The organism is Shigella sp. SIG6 (assembly GCF_053555815.1).
Genome location: NZ_JBQZXC010000055.1, coordinates 1 through 23,084, shown reverse-complemented (window position 1 = coordinate 23,084; position 23,084 = coordinate 1). Strand labels below are relative to the sequence as shown.

General features: G+C 50.1%; 20 protein-coding genes and 1 tRNA gene. 9 read left to right on the top strand and 12 right to left on the bottom strand.

Features of this window, described 5'->3' with window-relative positions:
• Positions 1 to 62 precede the first annotated feature (62 nt).
• Positions 63 to 680 carry a thymidine kinase gene (tdk, locus tag ACUU1M_RS11200; RefSeq protein WP_000068072.1) on the bottom strand — a complete coding sequence of 206 codons (618 nt, stop codon included), beginning with the start codon at positions 678 to 680 and terminating at the stop codon, positions 63 to 65.
• Positions 681 to 1,284: 604 nt separating this feature from the next.
• Here tdk and hns point away from each other — a divergent pair.
• A complete protein-coding gene (hns, locus tag ACUU1M_RS11195) occupies positions 1,285 to 1,698 on the top strand; it encodes a histone-like nucleoid-structuring protein H-NS (RefSeq protein ID WP_001287378.1) in 414 nt (137 codons plus the stop codon).
• 143 nt (positions 1,699 to 1,841) lie between these two features.
• Here the strand turns inward: hns and galU are convergent, their stop codons facing one another.
• The 3 genes from galU to rssA all read right to left on the bottom strand — a co-directional run bounded on the left by galU (position 1,842) and on the right by rssA (position 4,962).
• A complete protein-coding gene (galU, locus tag ACUU1M_RS11190; protein WP_113263529.1) occupies positions 1,842 to 2,750 on the bottom strand; it encodes a UTP--glucose-1-phosphate uridylyltransferase GalU in 909 nt (302 codons plus the stop codon).
• Between the two features lie 201 nt (positions 2,751 to 2,951).
• Complete coding sequence (gene rssB / locus ACUU1M_RS11185) at positions 2,952 to 3,965, bottom strand: two-component system response regulator RssB (protein WP_000193447.1); 1,014 nt, start codon at positions 3,963 to 3,965, stop codon at positions 2,952 to 2,954.
• 91 nt (positions 3,966 to 4,056) lie between these two features.
• Positions 4,057 to 4,962: a patatin-like phospholipase RssA gene (rssA, locus tag ACUU1M_RS11180; protein WP_001295622.1), complete on the bottom strand. Its 906-nt coding sequence runs from the start codon at positions 4,960 to 4,962 to the stop codon at positions 4,057 to 4,059.
• 112 nt (positions 4,963 to 5,074) lie between these two features.
• On the opposite strand from rssA, the gene ACUU1M_RS11175 reads away from it, so the two are divergent.
• The 3 genes from ACUU1M_RS11175 (at position 5,075) to ACUU1M_RS11165 (ending at position 6,669) form a co-directional block, all read left to right on the top strand.
• Positions 5,075 to 5,533 carry a YchJ family protein gene (locus ACUU1M_RS11175; RefSeq protein ID WP_005105319.1) on the top strand — a complete coding sequence of 153 codons (459 nt, stop codon included), beginning with the start codon at positions 5,075 to 5,077 and terminating at the stop codon, positions 5,531 to 5,533.
• Positions 5,534 to 5,582: 49 nt separating this feature from the next.
• Positions 5,583 to 6,425 (top strand): formyltetrahydrofolate deformylase, encoded by an 843-nt coding sequence (purU, locus tag ACUU1M_RS11170; RefSeq protein WP_000555839.1) that lies wholly within the window; start codon positions 5,583 to 5,585, stop codon positions 6,423 to 6,425.
• A gap of 159 nt (positions 6,426 to 6,584) precedes the next feature.
• Positions 6,585 to 6,669, top strand: a tRNA-Tyr gene (locus ACUU1M_RS11165).
• A 183-nt stretch (positions 6,670 to 6,852) separates the two neighbouring features.
• On the opposite strand, the gene narI is transcribed toward ACUU1M_RS11165, so the two are convergent.
• The 5 genes from narI to narK form a co-directional block, all read right to left on the bottom strand.
• Positions 6,853 to 7,530, bottom strand: a complete 678-nt coding sequence (gene narI, locus ACUU1M_RS11160; protein ID WP_001160114.1) for a respiratory nitrate reductase subunit gamma — start codon at positions 7,528 to 7,530, stop codon at positions 6,853 to 6,855.
• Positions 7,530 to 8,240, bottom strand: coding sequence for a nitrate reductase molybdenum cofactor assembly chaperone (gene narJ / locus ACUU1M_RS11155; protein ID WP_000571696.1), 711 nt, complete (start codon positions 8,238 to 8,240; stop codon positions 7,530 to 7,532). The genes narI and narJ overlap by 1 nt, the downstream gene beginning before the upstream one ends.
• A complete protein-coding gene (narH, locus tag ACUU1M_RS11150; protein WP_116836604.1) occupies positions 8,237 to 9,775 on the bottom strand; it encodes a nitrate reductase subunit beta in 1,539 nt (512 codons plus the stop codon). Before narH ends, narJ begins: the two co-directional genes overlap by 4 nt.
• The gene (locus tag ACUU1M_RS11145; RefSeq protein ID WP_000032933.1) at positions 9,772 to 13,515 is read right to left on the bottom strand and encodes a nitrate reductase subunit alpha; all 3,744 of its coding nucleotides are present in this window, start codon (positions 13,513 to 13,515) and stop codon (positions 9,772 to 9,774) included. Before ACUU1M_RS11145 ends, narH begins: the two co-directional genes overlap by 4 nt.
• A 392-nt stretch (positions 13,516 to 13,907) precedes the next feature.
• Positions 13,908 to 15,299 carry a nitrate transporter NarK gene (narK, locus tag ACUU1M_RS11140; protein ID WP_152028946.1) on the bottom strand — a complete coding sequence of 464 codons (1,392 nt, stop codon included), beginning with the start codon at positions 15,297 to 15,299 and terminating at the stop codon, positions 13,908 to 13,910.
• 338 nt (positions 15,300 to 15,637) lie between these two features.
• On the opposite strand from narK, the gene narX reads away from it, so the two are divergent.
• A complete protein-coding gene (gene narX, locus ACUU1M_RS11135) occupies positions 15,638 to 17,434 on the top strand; it encodes a nitrate/nitrite two-component system sensor histidine kinase NarX (RefSeq protein WP_152028945.1) in 1,797 nt (598 codons plus the stop codon).
• On the top strand, positions 17,427 to 18,077 hold the full coding sequence (gene narL, locus ACUU1M_RS11130) for a two-component system response regulator NarL (protein ID WP_000070491.1): 651 nt from the start codon (positions 17,427 to 17,429) through the stop codon (positions 18,075 to 18,077). The genes narX and narL overlap by 8 nt, the downstream gene beginning before the upstream one ends.
• Here the strand turns inward: narL and ychO are convergent, their stop codons facing one another.
• Positions 18,078 to 19,472, bottom strand: coding sequence for an inverse autotransporter invasin YchO (ychO, locus tag ACUU1M_RS11125; RefSeq protein WP_449144666.1), 1,395 nt, complete (start codon positions 19,470 to 19,472; stop codon positions 18,078 to 18,080).
• Between the two features lie 184 nt (positions 19,473 to 19,656).
• On the opposite strand from ychO, the gene ychN reads away from it, so the two are divergent.
• On the top strand, positions 19,657 to 20,010 hold the full coding sequence (gene ychN / locus ACUU1M_RS11120; RefSeq protein ID WP_001169669.1) for a DsrE/F sulfur relay family protein YchN: 354 nt from the start codon (positions 19,657 to 19,659) through the stop codon (positions 20,008 to 20,010).
• 43 nt (positions 20,011 to 20,053) lie between these two features.
• Here ychN and chaC read toward each other — a convergent pair whose 3' ends face one another.
• Complete coding sequence (chaC, locus tag ACUU1M_RS11115) at positions 20,054 to 20,749, bottom strand: glutathione-specific gamma-glutamylcyclotransferase (RefSeq protein ID WP_001295621.1); 696 nt, start codon at positions 20,747 to 20,749, stop codon at positions 20,054 to 20,056.
• 157 nt (positions 20,750 to 20,906) lie between these two features.
• Positions 20,907 to 21,137 carry a putative cation transport regulator ChaB gene (gene chaB, locus ACUU1M_RS11110; RefSeq protein WP_001146444.1) on the bottom strand — a complete coding sequence of 77 codons (231 nt, stop codon included), beginning with the start codon at positions 21,135 to 21,137 and terminating at the stop codon, positions 20,907 to 20,909.
• A gap of 269 nt (positions 21,138 to 21,406) precedes the next feature.
• Between chaB and chaA the strand changes: the two genes are divergently transcribed.
• Positions 21,407 to 22,507, top strand: coding sequence for a sodium-potassium/proton antiporter ChaA (gene chaA / locus ACUU1M_RS11105; protein WP_005074549.1), 1,101 nt, complete (start codon positions 21,407 to 21,409; stop codon positions 22,505 to 22,507).
• Positions 22,508 to 22,911: 404 nt separating this feature from the next.
• Complete coding sequence (locus ACUU1M_RS11100; RefSeq protein ID WP_000170965.1) at positions 22,912 to 23,019, top strand: type I toxin-antitoxin system toxin Ldr family protein; 108 nt, start codon at positions 22,912 to 22,914, stop codon at positions 23,017 to 23,019.
• The last annotated feature ends 65 nt before the right edge of the window (positions 23,020 to 23,084 follow it).

Here is a 23,084-nt window from a genome sequence, read left to right as displayed (position 1 = left end):
TGCGTAAAACGAACTGACAGGATAAAAGTGCCCTGCTCACCCTGTCAGTAAAGAAATTCTTATTAATCGTGGCGATGCCTTTCCTGAATAGCCGTTAATGAGCCGACTTGTAACGCCTCTTTATAGTGTTTACGGCATACAGAAACGTATCGTTCATTACCACCAATTACCACCTGCTCACCTTCGTTATAAGGTCTGTCTGCTTGATCAAGACGCAGCACCATGCTTGCTTTACGGCCACAAAAACAGATGGTTTTTAATTCAACCAGTTTGTCGGACCATGCCAGTAAGTATTGGCTGCCAATAAATAATTCACCTCGAAAATCGGTACGTAAACCATAACAAAGTACGGGTATATCGAGTTGATCGACAACCTCCGATAATTCATATACTTGTTGTCTGGTTAAAAACTGGCATTCATCAACCAGTACGCAATGAATTGCCTGCTGTTCATGTTCCGCACGAATCTCATCAAATAATGATGAATTTTGGTTAAATAATTTTGCAGGCGATGACAAACCTATACGCGAACTGACTTTCCCGGCACCAAAGCGATCATCAATTTCTGCCGTATATACGACAGTGCGCATGCCGCGTTCCTGGTAATTGTATGAAGATTGCAACAATGCTGTAGACTTACCCGCATTCATTGCGGAATAGTAGAAATATAGCTGTGCCATCAGCCACAGGCCCTCAATGATATGAAATAAAGTTGGCTGGAGTTTATCATAATTCGTCAGTTTTTCAGCTCAACAGTATGCACAGAAGTGGGTATATGCGTTCTCCCTTACGAAGCCTTGCATAATCCTTCTGAGCTATCATTACAACTGCCTCGCTTGTTATAAGCGGGTAAATGACTGCTGGTAACTATTCACAATCTTTAACCTGTTGCGCAAGTAATAGCCCTCTGTTGACCTCCAGGAGATAGTGCAATACTAAGTCCATGCTCTTATTGCGACCGTTCTACTTTTCATCATTCGCTTAATAGGGAATTCTCGTAAACACAACTAATACAGAAGACTGAAAGGTCGTCAGCCTACGATAATCTCCCCATAAAATGTGACATGAATCAGGAAGTTTTAACCTCACGTGCTGCGAAATCATCGGTGTAAATAGGGCTATATGCCGCGTCTTTTCTGGCTAATTTTATGAAAAGATATTTATTGGCGGCACAAAATAAAGAACAATTTTGAATTCCTTACATTCCTGGCTATTGCACAACTGAATTTAAGGCTCTATTATTACCTCAACAAACCACCCCAATATAAGTTTGAGATTACTACAATGAGCGAAGCACTTAAAATTCTGAACAACATCCGTACTCTTCGTGCGCAGGCAAGAGAATGTACACTTGAAACGCTGGAAGAAATGCTGGAAAAATTAGAAGTTGTTGTTAACGAACGTCGCGAAGAAGAAAGCGCGGCTGCTGCTGAAGTTGAAGAGCGCACTCGTAAGCTGCAGCAATATCGCGAAATGCTGATCGCTGACGGTATTGACCCGAACGAACTGCTGAATAGCCTTGCTGCCGTTAAATCTGGCACCAAAGCTAAACGTGCTCAGCGTCCGGCAAAATATAGCTACGTTGACGAAAACGGCGAAACTAAAACCTGGACTGGCCAAGGCCGTACTCCAGCTGTAATCAAAAAAGCAATGGATGAGCAAGGTAAATCCCTCGACGATTTCCTGATCAAGCAATAATCTTTTGTAGATTGCACTTGCTTAAAATCCCGCCAGCGGCGGGATTTTTTATTGTCCGGTTTAAGACAATTTAATAAGAATAAGCTATAAAAAAACGGCGTCGATTGCTCAACGCCGTTTCGTGGATAACACCGATACGGATGTTACTTCTTAATGCCCATCTCTTCTTCAAGCCAGGCTTTAAATTCCGTGCCAAGGGTGTTATGACGAATACCGTATTCAACGAAGGCCTGCATGTAACCTAATTTATTACCGCAGTCATGGCTCTTCCCTTTCATATGATAGGCTTCCACCGTTTCTTTTTCGATCAGCATATCAATTGCGTCGGTGAGCTGAATTTCATCACCAGCTCCCGGAGGGGTTTTTGCCAGCAACGGCCAAATATCCGCGCTAAGTACGTAACGACCCACAATAGCGAGATTAGACGGCGCAACATCCGCTTTCGGTTTTTCTACCACACCAACCATCGGTACGCTTTCACCCGGCGCTAATTCAACGCCTTTGCAATCCACAACGCCATATGTGGTCACATCAGCAACCGGTTCAACCATGATCTGGCTATGACCCGTTTCATCAAAGCGGCGGATCATCTCTGCCAGGTTATCCTGTGACAAATCGGATTCATATTCATCCAGAATAACATCAGGCAAAATAACAGCTACCGGTTCATCACCCACTACCGGGTGAGCACACAATACCGCGTGTCCCAGGCCTTTCGCCAGACCCTGACGAACTTGCATAATAGTCACGTGCGGTGGACAAATAGACTGCACTTCATCAAGCAGTTGACGTTTTACACGTTTTTCCAGCATTGCTTCCAGTTCAAAACTGGTATCAAAGTGGTTTTCAATAGAGTTTTTAGATGAGTGTGTAACCAGCACAATTTCAGTAATGCCAGCCGCAATACATTCATTCACGACGTATTGAATTAATGGCTTATCGACAAGTGGCAGCATCTCTTTCGGGATGGCTTTCGTCGCCGGCAACATCCTGGTTCCTAATCCCGCAACGGGGATAACGGCTTTTTTGACTTTCGTATTAATGGCAGCCATTTAAATTCTCCTGGACTGTTCGTGTTTTGAACGTGTTCATATTTCTGTATCGCATCCCAGTATATCAGCACCCCGAAGGGGCTAAGTTCTGAAAAGGAGGCGAGATAGCATAATTAAGACAATTACTTATACGAATGGCGACGATAGTACCACCAGCCGACATTAGCAGGTAATGCAAATTTAGCCCACGTTATCGTTTGCTCATTCTGCAGACAACATCAAGCGCAGTCGACCACCGGTTCCCCATATTTGGCATTGCCAGGCATCGCATCGCTGGCTCAATTGATTCAAATAAGCGTTACCTAAAGTGCCTAACGGAACACCATTACTGATTTGCACCTGGTGTTCGCCGGTATTTAACGTCGCATTCAGACCCGCAGAAACCAGAATGAGATTTTTCAGTTCGCGATGATAATAGCCAACTAATAGCGGAAACTGCCCCGGCAGATTGGCCTGACGAAGTAAATGGTTTACCTGCTTCAATAACGCGCCCAACTCTGGCAACCGTTGATTTTGGTGTGCAAGCTGTTCCTGTAATAATCCGTTAAACAATGCGCGTAATAACAAGGCAGCAAGTACGCCATTATGTCCAGCTCGGGTGACATCAAGGCAATAAAATGCCAGATCGTTTTCCGAAAGTGCGGCAATATCAAGCACCAGGCCGGGTTTGTCCGCGGCAACCAATTGACGGTAATTAACCCGGCAATGGGAAATCACCTGCTGAACCGGCGGTTGTAGTTCCTGTAATAATTTCGCCGCTGCAGCAGGGTTATCAACCATTGCATCCCAGTCGCGAAAAAGCCTTTCCTCTTCCTCAACGCGCGAATTAAACATGCTGGGATAGAGACAGGCAAAAACCATCTCGCGCAAGCGATTCAGATCTTTAACTGGTTTCAGCAAAACATCTTCAACGCCCAGACGTAACGCTTTGGCAATATCTGCCATATTTTCAGTGGCAGATATCACCAGAACTGGGGTCTGGTCGCCTCTGTTACGTATATGCTCCAGCAGTTTAAGCCCGTTCATTCGTGGCATCGCGATATCACATATCATCAGGTCTGGAGTGAAACCTCCCAGCAACTCAAGGGCATCCACCCCATCAGCCGCCAGTACCGTTGTCGCTCCCAATGAGGAAAACCATGAATCCAGAAGCGAGCGAAATACCTGCTCATCTTCAACAATGAGAATCTGTTTTCCGACCAATGGCTGCGTCATGTTCTCTCCCCTGACTGGCTTTACTCAATAGTGGCATGCTATTGCCACCTGCGCCTGTCAGAATTAACTTAAGTGTAGATAAAAATTCTGGTCAAATGTTGGTGCGTACCAACGGCAAAAGTTCGTCCATTTTCCTTTCCACTGCCAGCTGTCCGGCCGCAATGGCAGCGTGCGCGCGATGGAAATCAAGCGTAGATATTTGCGGGCAAACAGGTTGAATCAGAATATCGGGCGGATCACCTGCCATGCGGTTCCTTTTAAGGCGGTTCTCCAACACCTGGATAGACGTGGTCATAATCTCTGTTGCCGTTGGCGCTGTCACAGCCCGACGTGTCGTTATGCTGCCTAACCTTTCTTTCAGACGCGCATGCCACGGTAGAGAATCACCATTCTCGCTATTTTCTTCACTGACATTAAAGGAGAGCAGATCTTGTTGCATCAAATGAGCATCGTGCTGCAGGTCGACCGCTATCACAATATCAGCCCCCAATGCACGCGTAAGAGAAATAGGAATTGGGTTAACTACTGCCCCATCAACCAGCCAGTAGCCGTTATGTGCAACGGGTGCCATGAGTCCTGGAATACTGCATGATGCGCGAATAGCAAGATGGAGATCGCCTTCAGTAAACCATAATTCACGCCCCGTACTTAAATTGGTGGCAACAGCCGCAAAGCGACGGGAACAATTTTCGATCTCTGTTTCCGGCATTATTTCGCGATATTGATTGAAGACACGCTCGCCGCGCAGTAACCCACCGCGCTGCCAGGAGAGGTCCATCAGGCGTAAAACGTCCCAATAACTGAAAGAGGTTACCCAATCTTCCAGCGCAGATAATCGATCGCATGCATAGGCCGCGCCCACCAGCGAACCAATTGAACATCCTGCAACGATATCAATTTCAATACCCACTTTTTTTAGCGCATTAATAACGCCAATATGCGACCAACCTCTCGCCGCGCCAGATCCCAGCGCCAGCCCTATTTTTATCTTTCTCATTATTCCCGCAAGATTCCCCTGGAATGCAATCGTAGCCACATCGCTACTGCTCGGTTAACATAGTGCTACTCAGGCGGTTAATACGCCGTTATTGTTTCCAGGGAGATTATTTGTGTCTCAGCTTTGTCCCTGTGGTAGTGCTGTCGAGTATAGCCTATGTTGCCACCCTTATGTGTCTGGTGAAAAGGTTGCACCTGATCCAGAACATCTCATGCGTTCGCGTTACTGCGCTTTTGTGATGCAAGACGCTGATTATTTAATAAAGACCTGGCATCCCTCTTGTGGAGCAGCGGCGTTACGTGCCGAATTGATGACCGGATTTGCGCATACTGAATGGTTGGGATTGACCGTATTTGAACATTGTTGGCAGGACGCCGACAATATCGGATTTGTCAGTTTTGTTGCTCGATTTACCGAAGGTGGCAAAACAGGTGCAATAATTGAACGTTCGCGATTTTTGAAAGAAAACGGTCAATGGTACTATATTGACGGTACACGTCCGCAGTTTGGTCGCAATGATCCCTGCCCTTGTGGTTCAGGTAAAAAATTTAAAAAGTGCTGCGGCCAATAATGGTTGACGGTACGGTTTAGCAAACACTCTCAACAAGGTTTTTCCAGCAATGCATTCACTCCAACGTAAAGTTCTGCGTACTATTTGTCCGGACCAAAAAGGTCTGATCGCACGTATTACCAATATTTGCTACAAGCACGAGTTAAATATCGTACAGAACAATGAATTTGTTGATCACCGTACCGGGCGCTTTTTTATGCGCTCGGAACTGGAAGGGATTTTTAATGATTCCACCCTGCTGGCGGATCTCGATAGCGCATTGCCAGAAGGCTCCGTGCGTGAGCTGAATCCTGCCGGTCGTCGCCGGATAGTGATTCTGGTCACTAAAGAAGCGCATTGCCTTGGCGATTTGTTGATGAAAGCCAATTACGGCGGTCTGGATGTCGAAATCGCGGCAGTTATTGGTAACCACGATACTTTACGTTCTCTGGTTGAGCGTTTTGATATTCCGTTTGAGCTGGTAAGCCATGAAGGGTTAAGCCGCAACGAGCACGATCAAAAGATGGCGGACGCCATTGATGCTTATCAACCTGACTATGTGGTGCTGGCGAAGTATATGCGGGTATTAACGCCGGAATTTGTGGCACGCTTCCCGAATAAAATCATCAATATTCACCATTCATTCCTGCCTGCGTTTATCGGCGCACGTCCTTATCACCAGGCCTATGAACGTGGTGTGAAGATTATTGGCGCAACCGCTCACTATGTGAATGACAATCTGGACGAAGGCCCAATCATCATGCAGGACGTTATTCATGTCGATCATACCTACACAGCTGAAGATATGATGCGCGCAGGTCGTGACGTCGAGAAAAACGTCTTAAGTCGTGCGCTATACAAAGTACTGGCGCAACGCGTCTTTGTTTACGGTAATCGGACGATTATTCTTTAATCGCCAGCAAAAATAACTGGTTACCTTTAATCCGTTACGGATGAAAATTACGCAACCAGTTCATTTTTCTCAACGTAACACTTTACAGCGGCGCGTCATTTGATATGATGCGCCCCGCTTCCCGATAAGGGAGCAGGCTAGTAAAAAGCATTACCCCGTGGTGGGGTTCCCGAGCGGCCAAAGGGAGCAGACTGTAAATCTGCCGTCATCGACTTCGAAGGTTCGAATCCTTCCCCCACCACCATCGCTTCCTTGAATAATCAAAACCTGTTACTCCGAGCTAATTTTGCCCGATGGCACCACGTTTACCGGGCCTACAATATCCTCCCCTGTAGGTCGGATAAGCGAAGCGCATCCGACAACTCACCCCGCACCGTGCCCATAAAAAAACCCCGCCGAAGCAGGGTCTATGTGAACTAAAATTCGTTTAGTGACGAGCGCGCACCAGCTGGTACTTACGTGTCAGATACTCCACCGGTACGCTCCAGATGTGTACCAGACGCGAGAACGGGAACAGCAGGAATAACGTCATCCCCAGCACCAGGTGCAGACGGAAGATAAACGCCACACCATCGAGGTGTTGAGAAGCGCCACCGTGGAAGGTCACCACCGACTGCGCCCAGCCAACCAGTTTCATCATCTCGCTACCGTCCATATGCTGAGCGGAGAACGGAATGGTCAGCAGGCCCAGCGCGCACTGGATAACGAGCAGCGACAGGATCAGGATATCCGCTCCGGTAGTGGTTGCACGCACGCGTGGGCTGAACATACGACGTTTCAGCAAAAGCACGCCGCCAATCAGACACAGCACGCCGCTGGCACCACCAGCAAACATCGCCATTTTCTGTTTCACTTCAATCGGCAGCCAGGCTTCATACATCCAGTGCGGCGTCAACATACCGAAGAAGTGACCGACAAAAATCCCCAGAATACCGATATGGAACAGGTTCGACGCCAGGTTCATCCCTTTGCGATCCAGCATCTGGCTGGACGCCGCGCGCCAGGTGTACTGCCCGTAGTCATAACGCAGCCAGCTACCAATCAGGAAGACCGCCCCGGCTATGTACGGGTAGATATCAAAGAAGAACATATTCAGGAATTGCATTAGTGCTGTCCTCCGGTGGTGATATTCAGATATTGCGGCGCGACGGCACCGGCAAAGCGACGCTGATGAGCAGTGATTGCTGAATCACCGCAGCCTTTGTCAGCAAAGAATTTAACCTGCTCTTCTTCCCAGACAGCATCCAGCGCCTGCGGCGTATCATCGCGCGCTTCGTCGGCAATTTTTTCCGCCACTTTGTCGCTGTCGATAGCGGTATTGGCCAATTTCAGCAGCAGATCAAACATCACGGCATAACGGCTTTCACGCTGTTGCAGACGCGCGCTCAGCAATGCCAGAATCGGCGCGATATCTTTCAAACCTTCCACGGCTTCGCTTTGCGGCAGATGCGACAGGTACTCCAGATACAGCGGCAGATGGTCCGGTAATTCGCGGCTGTTTAACTGCAAGCCGTGCTGCTCGTACTGCGCCAGCAGGTCCACCATCGCCTGGCCGCGGTCACGGGATTCACCGTGAACATGTTCAAATAGCAACAGTGACGTGGCGCGGCCACGGTCGAACAGTTCGCTGTACTGGGCCTGGGCATCGAGCGGATCCATCGCCGTTAAATCGCGCAGGAAAATGCCCAGCGCATGGGCATCTTCTTTCGACAGATTTTTCGACGCAGCAATCGCCTCAAACATCTCTTGTTGATGCTGCCATAAGGCAGCATCCGGATATTCAAGGAGACGCGATACAATCACGAGTTCGATCATGGATGCGGCTCCGTTTTGCTGGTCACATCGATGGCATCGATACGACGGCTGTTGAACAGATTGAATTTGGTATCTGAGCCGTGGCAGCCATCACCAAAGGTAAAGCCGCAGCCATTTTTCTCCGGGAAGGCTTCCCGTGCCAGTTCACGATGACTACTCGGCACCACAAAGCGATCTTCGTAGTTAGCAATCGCCAGATAACGGTACATCTCCTGTGCCTGGGTTTCGGTCAGACCGACCTCTTCCAGCGCACGGGTATCAACTTTACCGTCAACAGTTTCAGCACGTTTGTAATGACGCATCGCCAGCATACGTTTCAGCGCACGCAGTACCGGTTTGGTATCACCGGCGGTCAGCAGATTCGCCAGATACTGTACCGGAATACGCAAGCTTTCGACGTCTGGCAGAATTCCGTTGCTGCCCAGCTCGCCCGCGTCTGCTGCAGACTGAATCGGAGACAGAGGCGGCACGTACCAGACCATCGGCAGTGTGCGATATTCTGGATGCAGCGGCAGCGCCAGTTTCCATTCCATCGCCATTTTATAAACCGGCGACTGCTGTGCAGCTTCAATAACGCTCAGCGGAATACCGTCTTTAATCGCCTGCTCGATGACTTTCGGATCGTTCGGATCGAGGAACACGTCCAGCTGACGCTGGTAGAGATCTTTCTCGTTCTCGGTGCTGGCTGCACGTTCAATCGCGTCGGCATCGTACAGCAGCACGCCAAGATAACGGATACGACCGACACAGGTTTCTGAGCACACGGTCGGCTGACCCGCTTCAATACGCGGATAGCAGAAGATGCACTTCTCAGACTTACCGCTCTTCCAGTTGAAGTAGATTTTTTTGTACGGGCATCCGGTGATGCACATACGCCAGCCACGGCATTTATCCTGGTCGATCAGGACGATGCCATCTTCTTCACGCTTGTAAATCGCACCGCTCGGGCAGGTCGCCACACATGCCGGATTCAGGCAGTGTTCGCACAGGCGCGGCAAATACATCATAAAGGTGTTTTCGAACTGGCTATACATCGCCTTCTGGATGTTGTCGAAGTTCTTGTCTTTCGCCAGTTTATCAAACTCACCGCCCAGGTCATCTTCCCAGTTCGGCCCTTTTTCGATTTTCGCCATCCGTTCCCCGGTAATCAGCGAACGCGGACGGGCAATCGGCTGCGATTTGCTGCCTTCCGGCGCGGTATGCAGGTTCTGATAATCAAAATCGAACGGCTCGTAATAATCGTCGATCCCCGGTAGATGCGGGTTAGCAAAGATTTTACCCAGCAGCATGGCTCGGTTACCCATGCGCGGTTGCAGTTTGCCATTGATTTTACGGATCCAGCCGCCTTTGTATTTTTCCTGGTTTTCCCAGTCAGTCGGGAAGCCCTGGCCCGGCTTGGTTTCCACGTTGTTGAACCACGCGTATTCCACGCCTTCACGGCTGGTCCAGACGTTTTTACAGGTAACTGAACAGGTGTGGCAGCCGATGCACTTATCGAGATTCAGCACCATGCCGACTTGTGAACGAATTTTCATTTTACGCTCTCCTGTACCTGGTCATTGCCTTCGCCATCTAACCAGTCAATGTTCTTCATCTTACGCACTACAACAAACTCATCGCGGTTAGAACCTACGGTGCCGTAGTAGTTAAAGCCGTATGCCAGATGGGCATAGCCGCCGATCATATGCGTCGGTTTCGGCGTGATACGGGTGACCGAGTTATGGATACCACCACGCTGTTGGGTAATTTCCGAACCAGGCAGGTTAACGATACGTTCCTGCGCGTGGTACATCATGGTCATCCCTGCCGGAACACGCTGGCTGACAACCGCACGGGCAGTCAGTGCACCGTTGCTGTTGAAGACTTCAATCCAGTCGTTATCGGCTATACCCAGATCTTTGGCATCGGCTTCACTCAACCAGACCACCGGACCACCGCGACCTAAAGTCAGCATCAGCAGGTTGTCGCTGTAGGTGGAGTGGATACCCCACTTCTGGTGCGGCGTCAGGAAGTTGAGCGCTTTTTCCGGGTTGCCGTTGGATTTCTGGCCTATCACTTCTTTCACCGAACGGGTGTCGATCGGCGGACGATAAACCAGCAGGCTTTCACCGAAATCACGCATCCACTGGTGATCCTGATACAGTTGCTGACGACCAGAGAGCGTACGCCATGGGATCAGCTCGTGAACGTTGGTGTAACCGGCGTTGTAAGAAACGTGTTCATCTTCCAGACCAGACCAGGTCGGGCTGGAGATAATTTTGCGCGGCTGTGCCTGAATATCGCGGAAGCGGATCTTCTCGTCTTCTTTATTCAGCGCCAGATGCGTATGGTCACAACCGGTAAATTCGCTCAGGGCAGCCCAGGCTTTCACGGCTACCTGACCGTTGGTTTCCGGTGCCAGCGTCAGGATCATCTCTGCCGCATCAATTGCGGTGTTCAGCATCGGCTGGCCTTTTGCCGGACCTTCCGCTTTGGTGTAGTTGAGCTTACGCAGCAGATCCATCTCGCTCTGGGTGTTCCAGGCAATCCCTTTACCGCCGTTACCGATTTTCTCCATCAGCGGGCCGATAGAGGTAAAGCGTTCGTAAGTTGCCGGATAATCGCGCTCTACGACCATAATGTGCGGTGCAGTTTTGCCTGGGATCAGGTCGCATTCGCCTTTTTTCCAGTCTTTCACATCCAGCGGCTGCGCCAGTTCAGCGGCAGAGTCGTGCTGGATAGGCAGCGTGACGATGTCGGTTTCTTTACCCAGATGGCCGACGCACACTTCGGAGAATTTCTTCGCGATGGCTTTGTAGATTTCCCAGTCGCTTTTCGCTTCCCAGGCCGGATCGACCGCCGCAGACAGCGGGTGAATAAACGGATGCATATCCGAAGTATTCATGTCGTCTTTTTCGTACCAGGTCGCCGTCGGCAAAATGATGTCGGAATAGAGACAGGTGCTCGACAGACGGAAGTCCAGCGTAACCACCAGATCCAGCTTGCCTTCCAGACCATTGTCCTGCCAGTCCACTTCTTCCGGCTTCACGCCGCCCTGTTGCCCCAGATCTTTACCCTGGATACCGTGCTCCGTCCCCAGCAGGTACTTGAGCATAAACTCATGACCTTTACCGGAAGAACCGAGCAGGTTAGAACGCCAGATGAACAGGTTGCGCGGGTGGTTTTTACCGTTTTCTGGTTGTTCTGCCGCAAAACGGATGGAACCCTCTTTCAGGGATTTCACCGTATAGTCCACCGGATTCATCCCGGCTTTTTCCGCTTCGCCAGCGATAGTCAGCGGGTTAGTGCCTAACTGCGGTGCAGACGGCAGCCAGCCCATGCGTTCCGCACGGACGTTAAAGTCGATCAAGTGTCCGGTATAGCGGGATTTGTCCGCCATCGGTGACAGCAACTCTTCCGCCGTGACGGTTTCATAACGCCACTGGCTGGAGTGGTTATAGAAATAAGAAGTGCTGTTCATGTGACGCGCCGGACGCTGCCAGTCAAGGGCAAACGCCAGCGGCTGCCAGCCGGTTTGCGGACGCAGTTTTTCCTGACCTACATAGTGCGCCCAGCCGCCCCCGCTCTGACCGACACAGCCGCAGAAAATCAGCATGTTGATCAGACCACGATAGTTCATATCGAGGTGATACCAGTGGTTCAGCCCCGCACCGACGATAATCATCGAACGACCGTGCGTTTTATCAGCGTTATCGGCAAATTCACGGGCGATGCGAATAATCTGGCTGCGAGAAACGCCGGTAATCTGCTCGGCCCAGGCCGGGGTATAAGCTTTCACATCGTCATAGCTGGTTGCACAGTTAACGTCGTTCAGGCCACGTTCCAGACCGTAGTTTGCCAGCGTCAGATCATAAACGGTGGTCACCAGGGCGGTGCTGCCATCAGCCAGTTGCAGGCGTTTCACCGGCAGTTTGTGCAGCAGCACGTTTTCCAGTTCCACTTTGTTGAAGTGTTCCGTGCCGTCGCCACCAAAGTACGGGAAGCCTACCTCAGCGATCTCATCCTGGCTACCCAGCAGGCTCAGTTGCAGCTCGGTTTCTTCGCCAGTTTTGCCGTCGCGCTGCTCAAGATTCCATTTGCCCTTCTCGCCCCAGCGGAAGCCAATAGAACCGTTCGGCGCAACCATTTCGCCATTGGTATTAAAGGCGACAGTTTTCCATTCCGGATTGTTTTCCTGGCCCAGCGCATCAACCAGATCAGCAGCGCGCAGCATACGACCTGCAGCGTAGTAACCGTCGCGTTCTTCCAGCATCACCAGCATCGGCATGTCGGTGTAGCGACGCACATAGTCGGTGAAATACTGGCTTGGGTTGTCGAGGTGGAATTCACGCAGCATTACGTGGCCCATCGCCAGTGCCATTGCCGCATCGGTGCCCTGTTTCGGTGCCAGCCACAGATCGCACAGTTTGGCGATTTCAGCGTAGTCTGGTGTGACGGCAACAGTTTTGGTGCCTTTGTAACGCACTTCAGTAAAGAAGTGAGCATCCGGGGTACGCGTCTGCGGCACGTTTGAACCCCAGGCGATGATGTAGCTGGAGTTATACCAGTCAGCAGATTCCGGTACGTCAGTTTGCTCGCCCCAGGTTTGCGGAGACGCAGGAGGCAGGTCGCAGTACCAGTCGTAGAAGCTTAAGCAAGTACCGCCAATCAGCGAGAGATAGCGTGCACCCGATGCGTAAGAAACCATCGACATTGCCGGAATTGGCGAGAAACCAGCAACACGGTCCGGGCCGTAGTTTTTGATGGTGTAAACGTTAGATGCGGCGATCAGTTCGTTCACCTCCTGCCAAGAAGAACGAACAAATCCACCGCGTCCACGCGCCTGCTTAAAGCTTTTCGCTTTATCGGCGTCTTCAATGATAGAAGCCCATGCCTCAACCGGATCGCTATGCAGCGCCTTCGCTTCACGCCACATTTTCATCAGGCGTTTGCGCATCATCGGGTATTTCAGGCGGTTGGCACTGTAAAGATACCAGGAGTAGCTGGCACCGCGCGGGCAGCCGCGAGGTTCATGGTTTGGCAGATCCGGACGGGTACGCGGATAGTCAGTCTGCTGGGTTTCCCAGGTGACCAGACCGTTTTTGACGTAGATTTTCCAGCTGCAGGAGCCGGTGCAGTTTACCCCGTGGGTAGAGCGGACGATTTTGTCATGCTGCCAACGCTGGCGATATCCATCCTCCCAGTCACGGTTGGTATTGAGAAGCTGGCCATGCCCATCGGCAAAGGTTTCACCCTTCTGTTTGAAGTAGCGAAACCGGTCCAGGAATTTACTCATCGGTTTTCTCCTGTGGGAGCCTGTCGGCCCTCTGATAAATCGACATTGCTAATGTTTAAGGGCAAGGTAACGCTCTGAAACAGCGTGGGAATTGATAACGATCAAGAGTGATGGGGATGAAAAATAAAGTAAATTCCTAAGATACCCCTTTAGGATAATTAACAGTTACAGCATAACATGCTGTAAATTAAGACGTTTTATACCTGTAGTTATTTAAACTATTAAGATTTTTATGCAAATGGGTATTAAGGAGTATTCCCCATGGGTAACATATTAATGGCTCTTAATGAAATCCGGCGAAATAAGCCATATAACACTAATATGTTGTAACTAAATGACGCATAAAAAAAGCGCGGCATCATGCCGCGCAAAGGATAATCAAATATTAAGATTTATTTTTTAGAATGCCGACCATATACCGCCCAAGTAATCACTACGCAGGCGATATAGAAAATCAAAAATACTTTCATTGCACCTACTGGCGAACCCGTTAATGCCAGCGAGCTACCAAACGCTTTCGGGATAAAGAAGCCACCAATCGCGCCAATCGCAGAGATGAAACCCAGCGCCGCTGCCGTGTCGGTTGCCGCTTCACGCATCGCACGTTCGTCAGAACCCCCTTCTGCTTTCACGCGATCCATTGTCAGTTTACGGAAGATCACTGAAATCATCTGGAAAGTGGAACCACTACCCAGCCCAGCTGTCAGGAACAGCGCCAAGAAGACCGCGAAGAACGCCATGAAGCTTCCGCCCTGCCCGTCAGTCGGTAAGGTCAGGAACAGCAGGCCGCTGAAAATCGCCATCAGAATAAAGTTCACCAGCGTGACACGAGTTCCGCCCAGACGGTCAGATAATGCACCACCTGCAGAACGCGCCAGCGCACCAATAAACGGCCCGAAGAAAGCGTATTGCAGAATCTGAACATCCGGGAACTGCGTTTTTGACAGCATCGCAAAGCCCGCGGAGAAGCCGATGAAGGAGCCGAAGGTTGCCAGATACAGCAGGCTCATAATCCACAGATGACCCCGTTTGAGTACCGGCAACTGCTCCTTGATGGAGGCTTTCGAGGTAGCAAGATCGTTCATGCCAAACCACGCCGCAATGGTGAAGATGGCAAGGAACGGCACCCATATCCAGGACGCATTCGCCAGATACAGCTCAGTCCCATCCGGCTGTTTGACGCCCTGGCTACCAAATACTGCGAAAATCGACAGTGATACCACCAGCGGAGCAACCAACTGCATGACGCTGACGCCCATGTTTCCCAGACCACCATTCAGACCCAGCGCGCCACCCTGCTTCTGTTTCGGAAAGAAGAAGCTGATGTTTGCCATACTGGATGCGAAGTTCGCGCCAGCAAAGCCGCATAGCAGAGAGATGATGATGAAGACGCTATAAGGCGTGGAGGTATCCTGCACGGCAAAACCCAGCCAGACGCAAGGAATAATCAGAATACCGGTGCTGAACGCCGTCCAGCGACGACCACCGAAGATAGGAACCATAAAGGAGTATGGAACACGTAATAACGCGCCAGAAACCGAAGGCAGCGCAGTCAACATAAATAGCTGATCGGTCGTAAAATTAAAACCGACTTTCGGTAAGTTCACCGCAACAGCGCTGAACAACATCCATACGCAAAACGCCAGCAGCAGACAGGGAACGGAAATCCACAGGTTGCGGCTGGCAATACGTTGACCGCGTTGTTGCCAGAACGCAGGATCTTCCGGTCGCCAATCTGTTATGACAGCTCCAGTAGCCCTTTCGGAGGCAGATAAGTGACTCATAGACACCTCTGATACTCGTTTCGATGTCTGCCACCTTAGTGTCTGGAGCTAAAGGCAATTTGATGTAAATCAAACGATAAGATAACTTTATCTATCATTGATATTTATCATTACCCATAGTGAGTACAGTGATTTCATAAAAATTATGAGATTTTTCACGGTGCTGTAGAATCCCTACCCTTACCGATGTAAAGCGACTAACCACACGGCAAATAAGGAGTAACTCTTTCCGGCTATGGGTATACTTCAGCCAATAGCCGAGAATACTGCCATTCCAGAATATATCGTCACATTCATTAAGGTTATTGCTCATTTAAAGCCTGAAGGAAGGGGTTTACATGCTTAAACGTTGTCTCTCTCCGCTCACCCTGGTTAATCAGGTTGCGCTTATTGTGTTGCTTTCTACTGCTATTGGACTGGCAGGGATGGCGGTTTCTGGCTGGCTGGTGCAAGGCGTTCAGGGCAGCGCCCATGCGATCAACAAAGCGGGATCGCTGCGCATGCAAAGTTACCGTCTGTTGGCGGCAGTGCCATTAAGCGAGAAAGACAAGCCCTTAATTAAAGAGATGGAACAAACGGCATTTAGCGCCGAGTTGACTCGAGCAGCAGAACGAGACGGACAACTGGCGCAATTACAGGGTTTACAAGATTACTGGCGTAATGAACTGATCCCTGCGCTGATGCGTGCACAAAACCGAGAAACGGTGTCAGCGGATGTCAGCCAGTTTGTTGCCGGGCTTGATCAGCTGGTATCTGGTTTTGACCGCACCACGGAAATGCGTATTGAGACAGTGGTACTGGTCCATCGGGTAATGGCGGTATTTATGGCACTTTTACTGGTGTTCACTATTATCTGGTTGCGGGCGCGACTGCTACAACCGTGGCGGCAACTGCTGGCAATGGCGAGTGCCGTCAGCCATCGCGATTTTACCCAACGCGCAAACATCAGCGGGCGCAACGAAATGGCGATGCTTGGAACTGCGTTGAACAATATGTCTGCAGAACTGGCCGAAAGTTATGCCGTACTTGAGCAGCGGGTTCAGGAGAAAACCGCCGGGCTGGAGCATAAAAATCAGATCCTCTCTTTTTTATGGCAGGCTAACCGCCGTTTGCATTCCCGCGCCCCGCTGTGTGAACGCCTGTCACCGGTACTCAACGGCTTACAGAATTTAACCCTGCTACGTGATATCGAACTGCGGGTGTATGACACTGATGATGAAGAGAATCATCAGGAGTTTACCTGCCAGCCAGATATGACTTGTGATGATAAAGGCTGCCAGCTCTGCCCGCGCGGCGTATTACCCGTTGGTGATCGCAGCACGACCCTGAAGTGGCGGCTGGCTGACTCTCATACGCAGTACGGTATTTTGCTGGCGACCCTGCCGCAGGGGCGTCATCTTAGCCATGATCAACAACAACTGGTGGATACCCTGGTTGAACAACTTACCGCCACGCTGGCGCTGGATCGCCATCAGGAACGTCAGCAACAGTTGATCGTGATGGAAGAGCGTGCCACCATTGCGCGCGAACTGCATGATTCTATTGCCCAATCTCTCTCTTGCATGAAGATGCAGGTGAGTTGTTTACAGATGCAGGGCGATGCGCTGCCAGAAAGCAGCCGCGAACTGTTAAGTCAGATCCGTAACGAACTGAATGCATCCTGGGCGCAGTTGCGTGAATTGCTCACCACATTCCGCTTGCAGCTCACCGAGCCTGGATTACGTCCGGCGCTGGAAGCGAGTTGCGAAGAGTACAGCGCCAAATTTGGCTTCCCGGTGAAGCTGGATTATCAATTGCCGCCTCGTCTGGTGCCTTCACATCAGGCAATCCACTTGTTGCAAATTGCCCGTGAGGCATTAAGTAACGCCCTCAAACATTCGCAAGCGAGTGAGGTCGTGGTGACGGTGGCGCAAAACGATAATCAGGTCAAACTGACCGTCCAGGATAACGGCTGCGGCGTGCCTGAAAATGCCATCCGCAGCAATCACTACGGCATGATAATAATGCGCGACCGTGCGCAAAGTTTACGAGGCGATTGCCGCGTCCGCCGTCGTGAATCAGGTGGCACCGAAGTGGTGGTCACCTTTATTCCCGAAAAAACTTTCACAGACGTCCAAGGAGATACCCATGAGTAATCAGGAACCGGCTACTATCCTGCTGATTGACGATCACCCGATGCTGCGAACTGGCGTAAAACAGCTTATCAGTATGGCACCAGATATCACCGTGGTTGGCGAAGCGAGTAATGGCGAACAGGGTATTGAACTGGCGGAATCTCTTGATCCCGATCTGATCCTGTTAGATCTCAATATGCCCGGCATGAACGGTCTGGAAACGCTGGATAAACTGCGCGAAAAGTCCCTCTCAGGGCGCATTGTGGTATTCAGCGTCTCTAACCATGAAGAAGATGTGGTCACCGCACTGAAACGCGGCGCGGATGGCTATCTGTTAAAAGATATGGAACCGGAAGATCTGCTGAAAGCATTGCATCAGGCAGCTGCTGGCGAAATGGTATTAAGCGAAGCATTAACGCCTGTTCTGGCCGCCAGCTTGCGCGCTAACCGTGCCACTACTGAGCGCGATGTTAACCAGTTAACCCCACGCGAGCGCGATATTCTCAAGCTGATTGCCCAGGGTTTGCCGAACAAGATGATTGCCCGCCGCCTGGATATCACCGAAAGCACAGTAAAAGTGCACGTCAAGCACATGCTGAAGAAAATGAAGCTCAAGTCTCGCGTGGAAGCAGCGGTATGGGTGCATCAGGAGCGCATTTTCTGATTACGGTTCCCAGCGCAGTTCGTCGTTTGACAATGCATCGAACGGTTCGACAAGCGTTAGCGTGATCTCATTGGAGGAGACACGCTGCCCCTGGTTATCTTCCACCACCACAGACAATCGCCAGTGATTGCTTGCCCCTTCCCCGTTCTGCCAGTCAGGCATGATCAGCGTCCAGCCCTCCGCGCTGTTGGCTTGTGCGCCCGGCGTCAAACTTAATATCTGCGTATCGCCCTGCCAAATCAGTTGCCGAATACCGTAACGACTGCGGATTTGTAATTTCAGCGGCACTGTTTCGCCAGGTTTTAGATCCCACGGCGGTGTCGCCAGAAACACCGTTAACGTTTTTCGCTGTCGGTACTCAAGAGTCGGTAGATTATTTCGCTGCGGATTGTCATAGCGACTACCACGTAACGACTGACTTTCGGCAACCTCGCCCGCAGAAAGTTGTTTTTTGAGCGGTACACCAAAGCGGTAATTAAGATTCAGCCCGAGGTTATTTTGATTTTCGCCACTTTCCCCCTGTTTATGCTGGGCCGTCACAGTGACTAATGGCACAGGGGTGTAATTTAATCCCAGACTCAACGCGACGGGATTGTGATAACCCGTACCAGAGTTAAACAAATCAACACGATCACCAAAATACTGTTCTAGGCTGACACTGGTATTGAGGTGTTGATAGAACGGCATGCGCATCCGAGCTGTCAGGTCGTACCCGCGCGCCATCCGTTGTTCCTGCGTGGCTGTCTGTTCATGCCATGCAGCAAACGGCTGATAAAAGTTTGCCGATAATCGCAAATATTCGCCCCACGCTTCGGCACCAAAGCCCGCTCGCTGAAGATTTTCGTCCAGCAAGTTGTCATAAAAAGTGTTATAACCCACCAGCCAGTTGCCGCGCGCCCAGCGTTGCCCAACGCCCACATTGCTCACCAACCCATTATCCTGCTGAGTAAGACCAAGCTGGCTCCAGGTGAGATAACGATCATTATCTTGTAACGGCACAAACCAGCTTCCACGACTGCCGGTGAAATGTCCTTCGTTATCCACTTTGACGTCAACACTGGCATTTCCCCACGGTGATAGCCAGGACTCTACGTGCTGATTAACCTGTTGACTAAGCGCGTCGCGGACTTTTCCCAATGCGAAAGCTTTTGCCTGCTCGCCAGTATCCAGCCCGTTATCATTCATACTGGTTTCGCCGAAATCTTTCACAATTTCAGCAAAGTGTTTTTCCCCATCATGATTTTCGGGAGCCATGCCTAAATCCGGCAGACCATCATTGTTATTATCAAAGGGATTTGCCCCTTTTTGCTCGAAGGTAGATTGTGCGTTAGCTGTACCGCCTGCTACAAGCAAGAGTAAATAAAACGGGATAATGCGAGGAACGAAACGGCTCAAAACGTCGGTAACTTCCGGTAATAATGAAAAACCATAGCCTTAAAGAATAACGATTACTGGCAATTTTTGTCGTATTTTCTCGCGCTTTCAGGAAAATCCTTAAAAATGTGACCGATAGGTCAGACGCTGCAGAAGCAGTAAGATAGAAGATGAGTGTCTAATTCCCTGAATACAGGAGTAAATAATGCAAAAAATCGTGATCGTTGCCAATGGCGCACCTTACGGGAGCGAATCCTTGTTTAACAGCTTGCGGCTGGCCATTGCGTTACGAGAGCAGGAGAGCAATCTGGATCTGCGTCTGTTCCTGATGTCTGATGCGGTCACAGCCGGGTTGCGCGGGCAAAAACCAGGGGAAGGCTACAACATTCAGCAAATGCTGGAGATCCTTACCGCTCAGAATGTACCGGTGAAATTGTGCAAAACCTGTACCGACGGGCGCGGGATTAGCACACTTCCTCTGATTGATGGGGTGGAAATCGGTACTCTTGTGGAACTGGCGCAATGGACGCTGTCAGCCGATAAAGTGCTCACATTTTAATGTTTAAGGGGGCGTCTGACGCCCCACTATGAGGGAAGTTTACTCAGGCGAATCCCGGCCTTAACACACCATCCGGATAATTCTCCGCCAGTAGTTTTTTTACCGATACCAGCAAATCATTCAGCCCATCGTCCTGCATTCCCAGTTTGATAAGCTCCTGTTCCAGTGAAAACAGGTATTGTGCATTGGTTCCCAGCGGACCGCTCGCCGCCGCAATCAACGGCGCGATGACCTGAGCGCGAGTGTCAGATTCATATTCTGGATGTCGCGGGTCCATAATAAACACAATGGCGTTTACTGTGCGTCCATCATCAAGATCAAGCTGACACCAGGTTGGCAGATAACAGCCGGTAATCATCTCGCGCTTCCACAACAGGGTTAGTTCCTGCTCCAGCGTCTCTTCTGGTAGTCGATAGGCGACGCCTGTGGTGCGTCCGCCCTCTTTCAGTGCAAGCATCCGTCCCGGCTGGTGCGCAGTCCCGCGCCCGGCGGTCAGGCGCAGGCAAAACGCGCGATGCCATCCAACCAGTGTACCGGTGCATGATTCGGTAAACTCCAGTGCCGGATTCCACATCAACGATCCATAACCGAAGATCCACACCGGTCCCTCATCAGGTCGACAAGCCAGCGTCGCCGCCAGCGAAGCCGCCCGTTGTTCTGCTGACCATAAGAGTGATTCTTCAATGGCACCAAATGCCGTTTTACAATCGGCATTCATCAAGAAATCACGCGTTATCACCTTACACCTCCGCCACTGCATACTTCCCTGCGACAACTTTTTGGTGTCTTCCGGACATTTTTACCGCTCATTTTGAAACCACTAACGGGACAATATGCAATCCACGGACCACTTGCAAGGCAACACCGCACGAATAGCTTTAACTAAGCTACCGGTTTTACGATTTTTTATGCCATTTATCATCATCCCCTTTGGCATATTCATGCTTCACAGCAGCCCAGGCCACTTTATGCGCGGTTTCTTCGCGACTGGCGTCATCACGCCGATCTTCTTTATCTTTATATTGATCCCATGCGCTGTTGAACGCTTCTTTATAGATATCCTGGGCATGAGACGGTAGAACGTGCTTTACGCTTTCCGGCAGATCGCTTTTCGTTTTATACGGCATCGTTGACTCCTTTTACAAAGTTGAACATTAAGTGTGGTCAACAATATCTACTCTTGCCAAAACATAAGAATTTTCATGTCAGACTGTTCTTAAGAAACGCTAAAACAAACATTGTCTAAACGTAATACTTATTTTTATGCCCCAATGAGTAAAAAATCGACAGCGGGGTAAAAATTCGTAAAATGTTACCGATATCCAGACACTTTCTGTTATTTTTCCTACCTATTTTTTACATTTTCGATAAATTCATCTGCAAAGGGATAACCATAATGTCAAATGCTCAAGAGGCGGTAAAAACCCGCCACAAGGAGACTTCGCTTATTTTCCCGGTTCTGGCGCTGGTAGTGCTGTTCCTGTGGGGAAGTAGCCAGACACTACCAGTGGTCATTGCCATCAATCTTCTTGCGCTTATTGGTATTTTAAGTAGCGCCTTTAGTGTTGTCCGTCATGCGGACGTATTAGCCCATCGCCTGGGAGAACCTTACGGTTCGCTTATTCTTAGCCTTTCAGTGGTTATTCTTGAAGTCAGTTTGATTTCAGCTTTAATGGCAACCGGCGACGCCGCGCCAACGCTAATGCGTGATACGCTCTATTCAATCATTATGATTGTTACCGGTGGGCTGGTTGGCTTTTCATTATTGTTGGGCGGTCGTAAGTTTGCCACCCAATATATGAATCTGTTTGGTATCAAGCAGTATTTAATTGCGCTGTTCCCCCTGGCGATAATCGTACTGGTATTTCCAATGGCTCTGCCTGCGGCGAATTTTTCAACCGGTCAGGCGTTACTGGTAGCATTAATTTCTGCGGCAATGTATGGCGTATTTTTGCTGATCCAGGCCAAAACGCATCAAAGTTTGTTTGTCTACGAGCACGAAGATGACAGTGATGACGACGACCCGCACCACGGTAAACCGTCTGCCCATAGCAGCCTGTGGCATGCTATCTGGTTGATTATCCATCTGATTGCCGTTATTGCAGTCACCAAAATGAACGCCAGCTCGCTGGAGACATTGCTCGACAGCATGAATGCCCCTGTTGCCTTTACTGGCTTCCTGGTGGCACTGTTGATTCTGTCGCCGGAAGGTTTAGGTGCGTTAAAAGCAGTGTTAAACAACCAAGTTCAGCGCGCGATGAATCTGTTCTTTGGTTCAGTGTTAGCAACAATTTCGCTTACCGTACCTGTCGTCACGCTAATTGCCTTTATGACGGGTAACGAATTGCAGTTTGCACTTGGTGCGCCAGAAATGGTGGTGATGGTGGCCTCTTTAGTGCTGTGCCATATCTCCTTCTCCACCGGACGTACTAACGTGCTCAATGGCGCAGCGCATCTGGCACTGTTTGCCGCCTATTTGATGACGATATTTGCCTGACAGTTATATCTCCTCCGATGACGGAAATCGGGAGAGATAAGATAAATTCCTGCTTATTGTATTTCTTCATACTACCTGGACAGCTCGTTAATCAGAATTGCGAGCCTGTACCACAACCTGCACGAAACCACTGCAACAGCTGTTGAAAAGCCGGAATGTACTCTTTATTGCAAACATTTCAGGGATGAAGTGAAGATGAATTGAAACGTAGTATCCACACCAAGCCGGAATTATCCGGTGAGGCGCAATGTTGCGGGGGCTTTATCCCTGGTGGCATTGGTTGCTGGAAAGAGAAAACCCCCGCACGTTGAGAGGTAAAACCTGACAACAAAACGGGGGCTAATCTTGAAACCAGACACTTCAAGAATAGCCGCAAAATGTTGTCATTACAACAAGGCGGCTATATGACGCTCGCGCAGTTTGCCATGACTTTCTGGCACGACCTGGCAGCACCGATCCTGGCGGGGATTATTACCGCAGCGATTGTCAGCTGGTGGCGTAACCGGAAGTAAGGTGAAAATGGGCGTCAGGCTGCCGTGATGGCAATATGCGCCCGAAACCGGCCGCAGGGGTAACA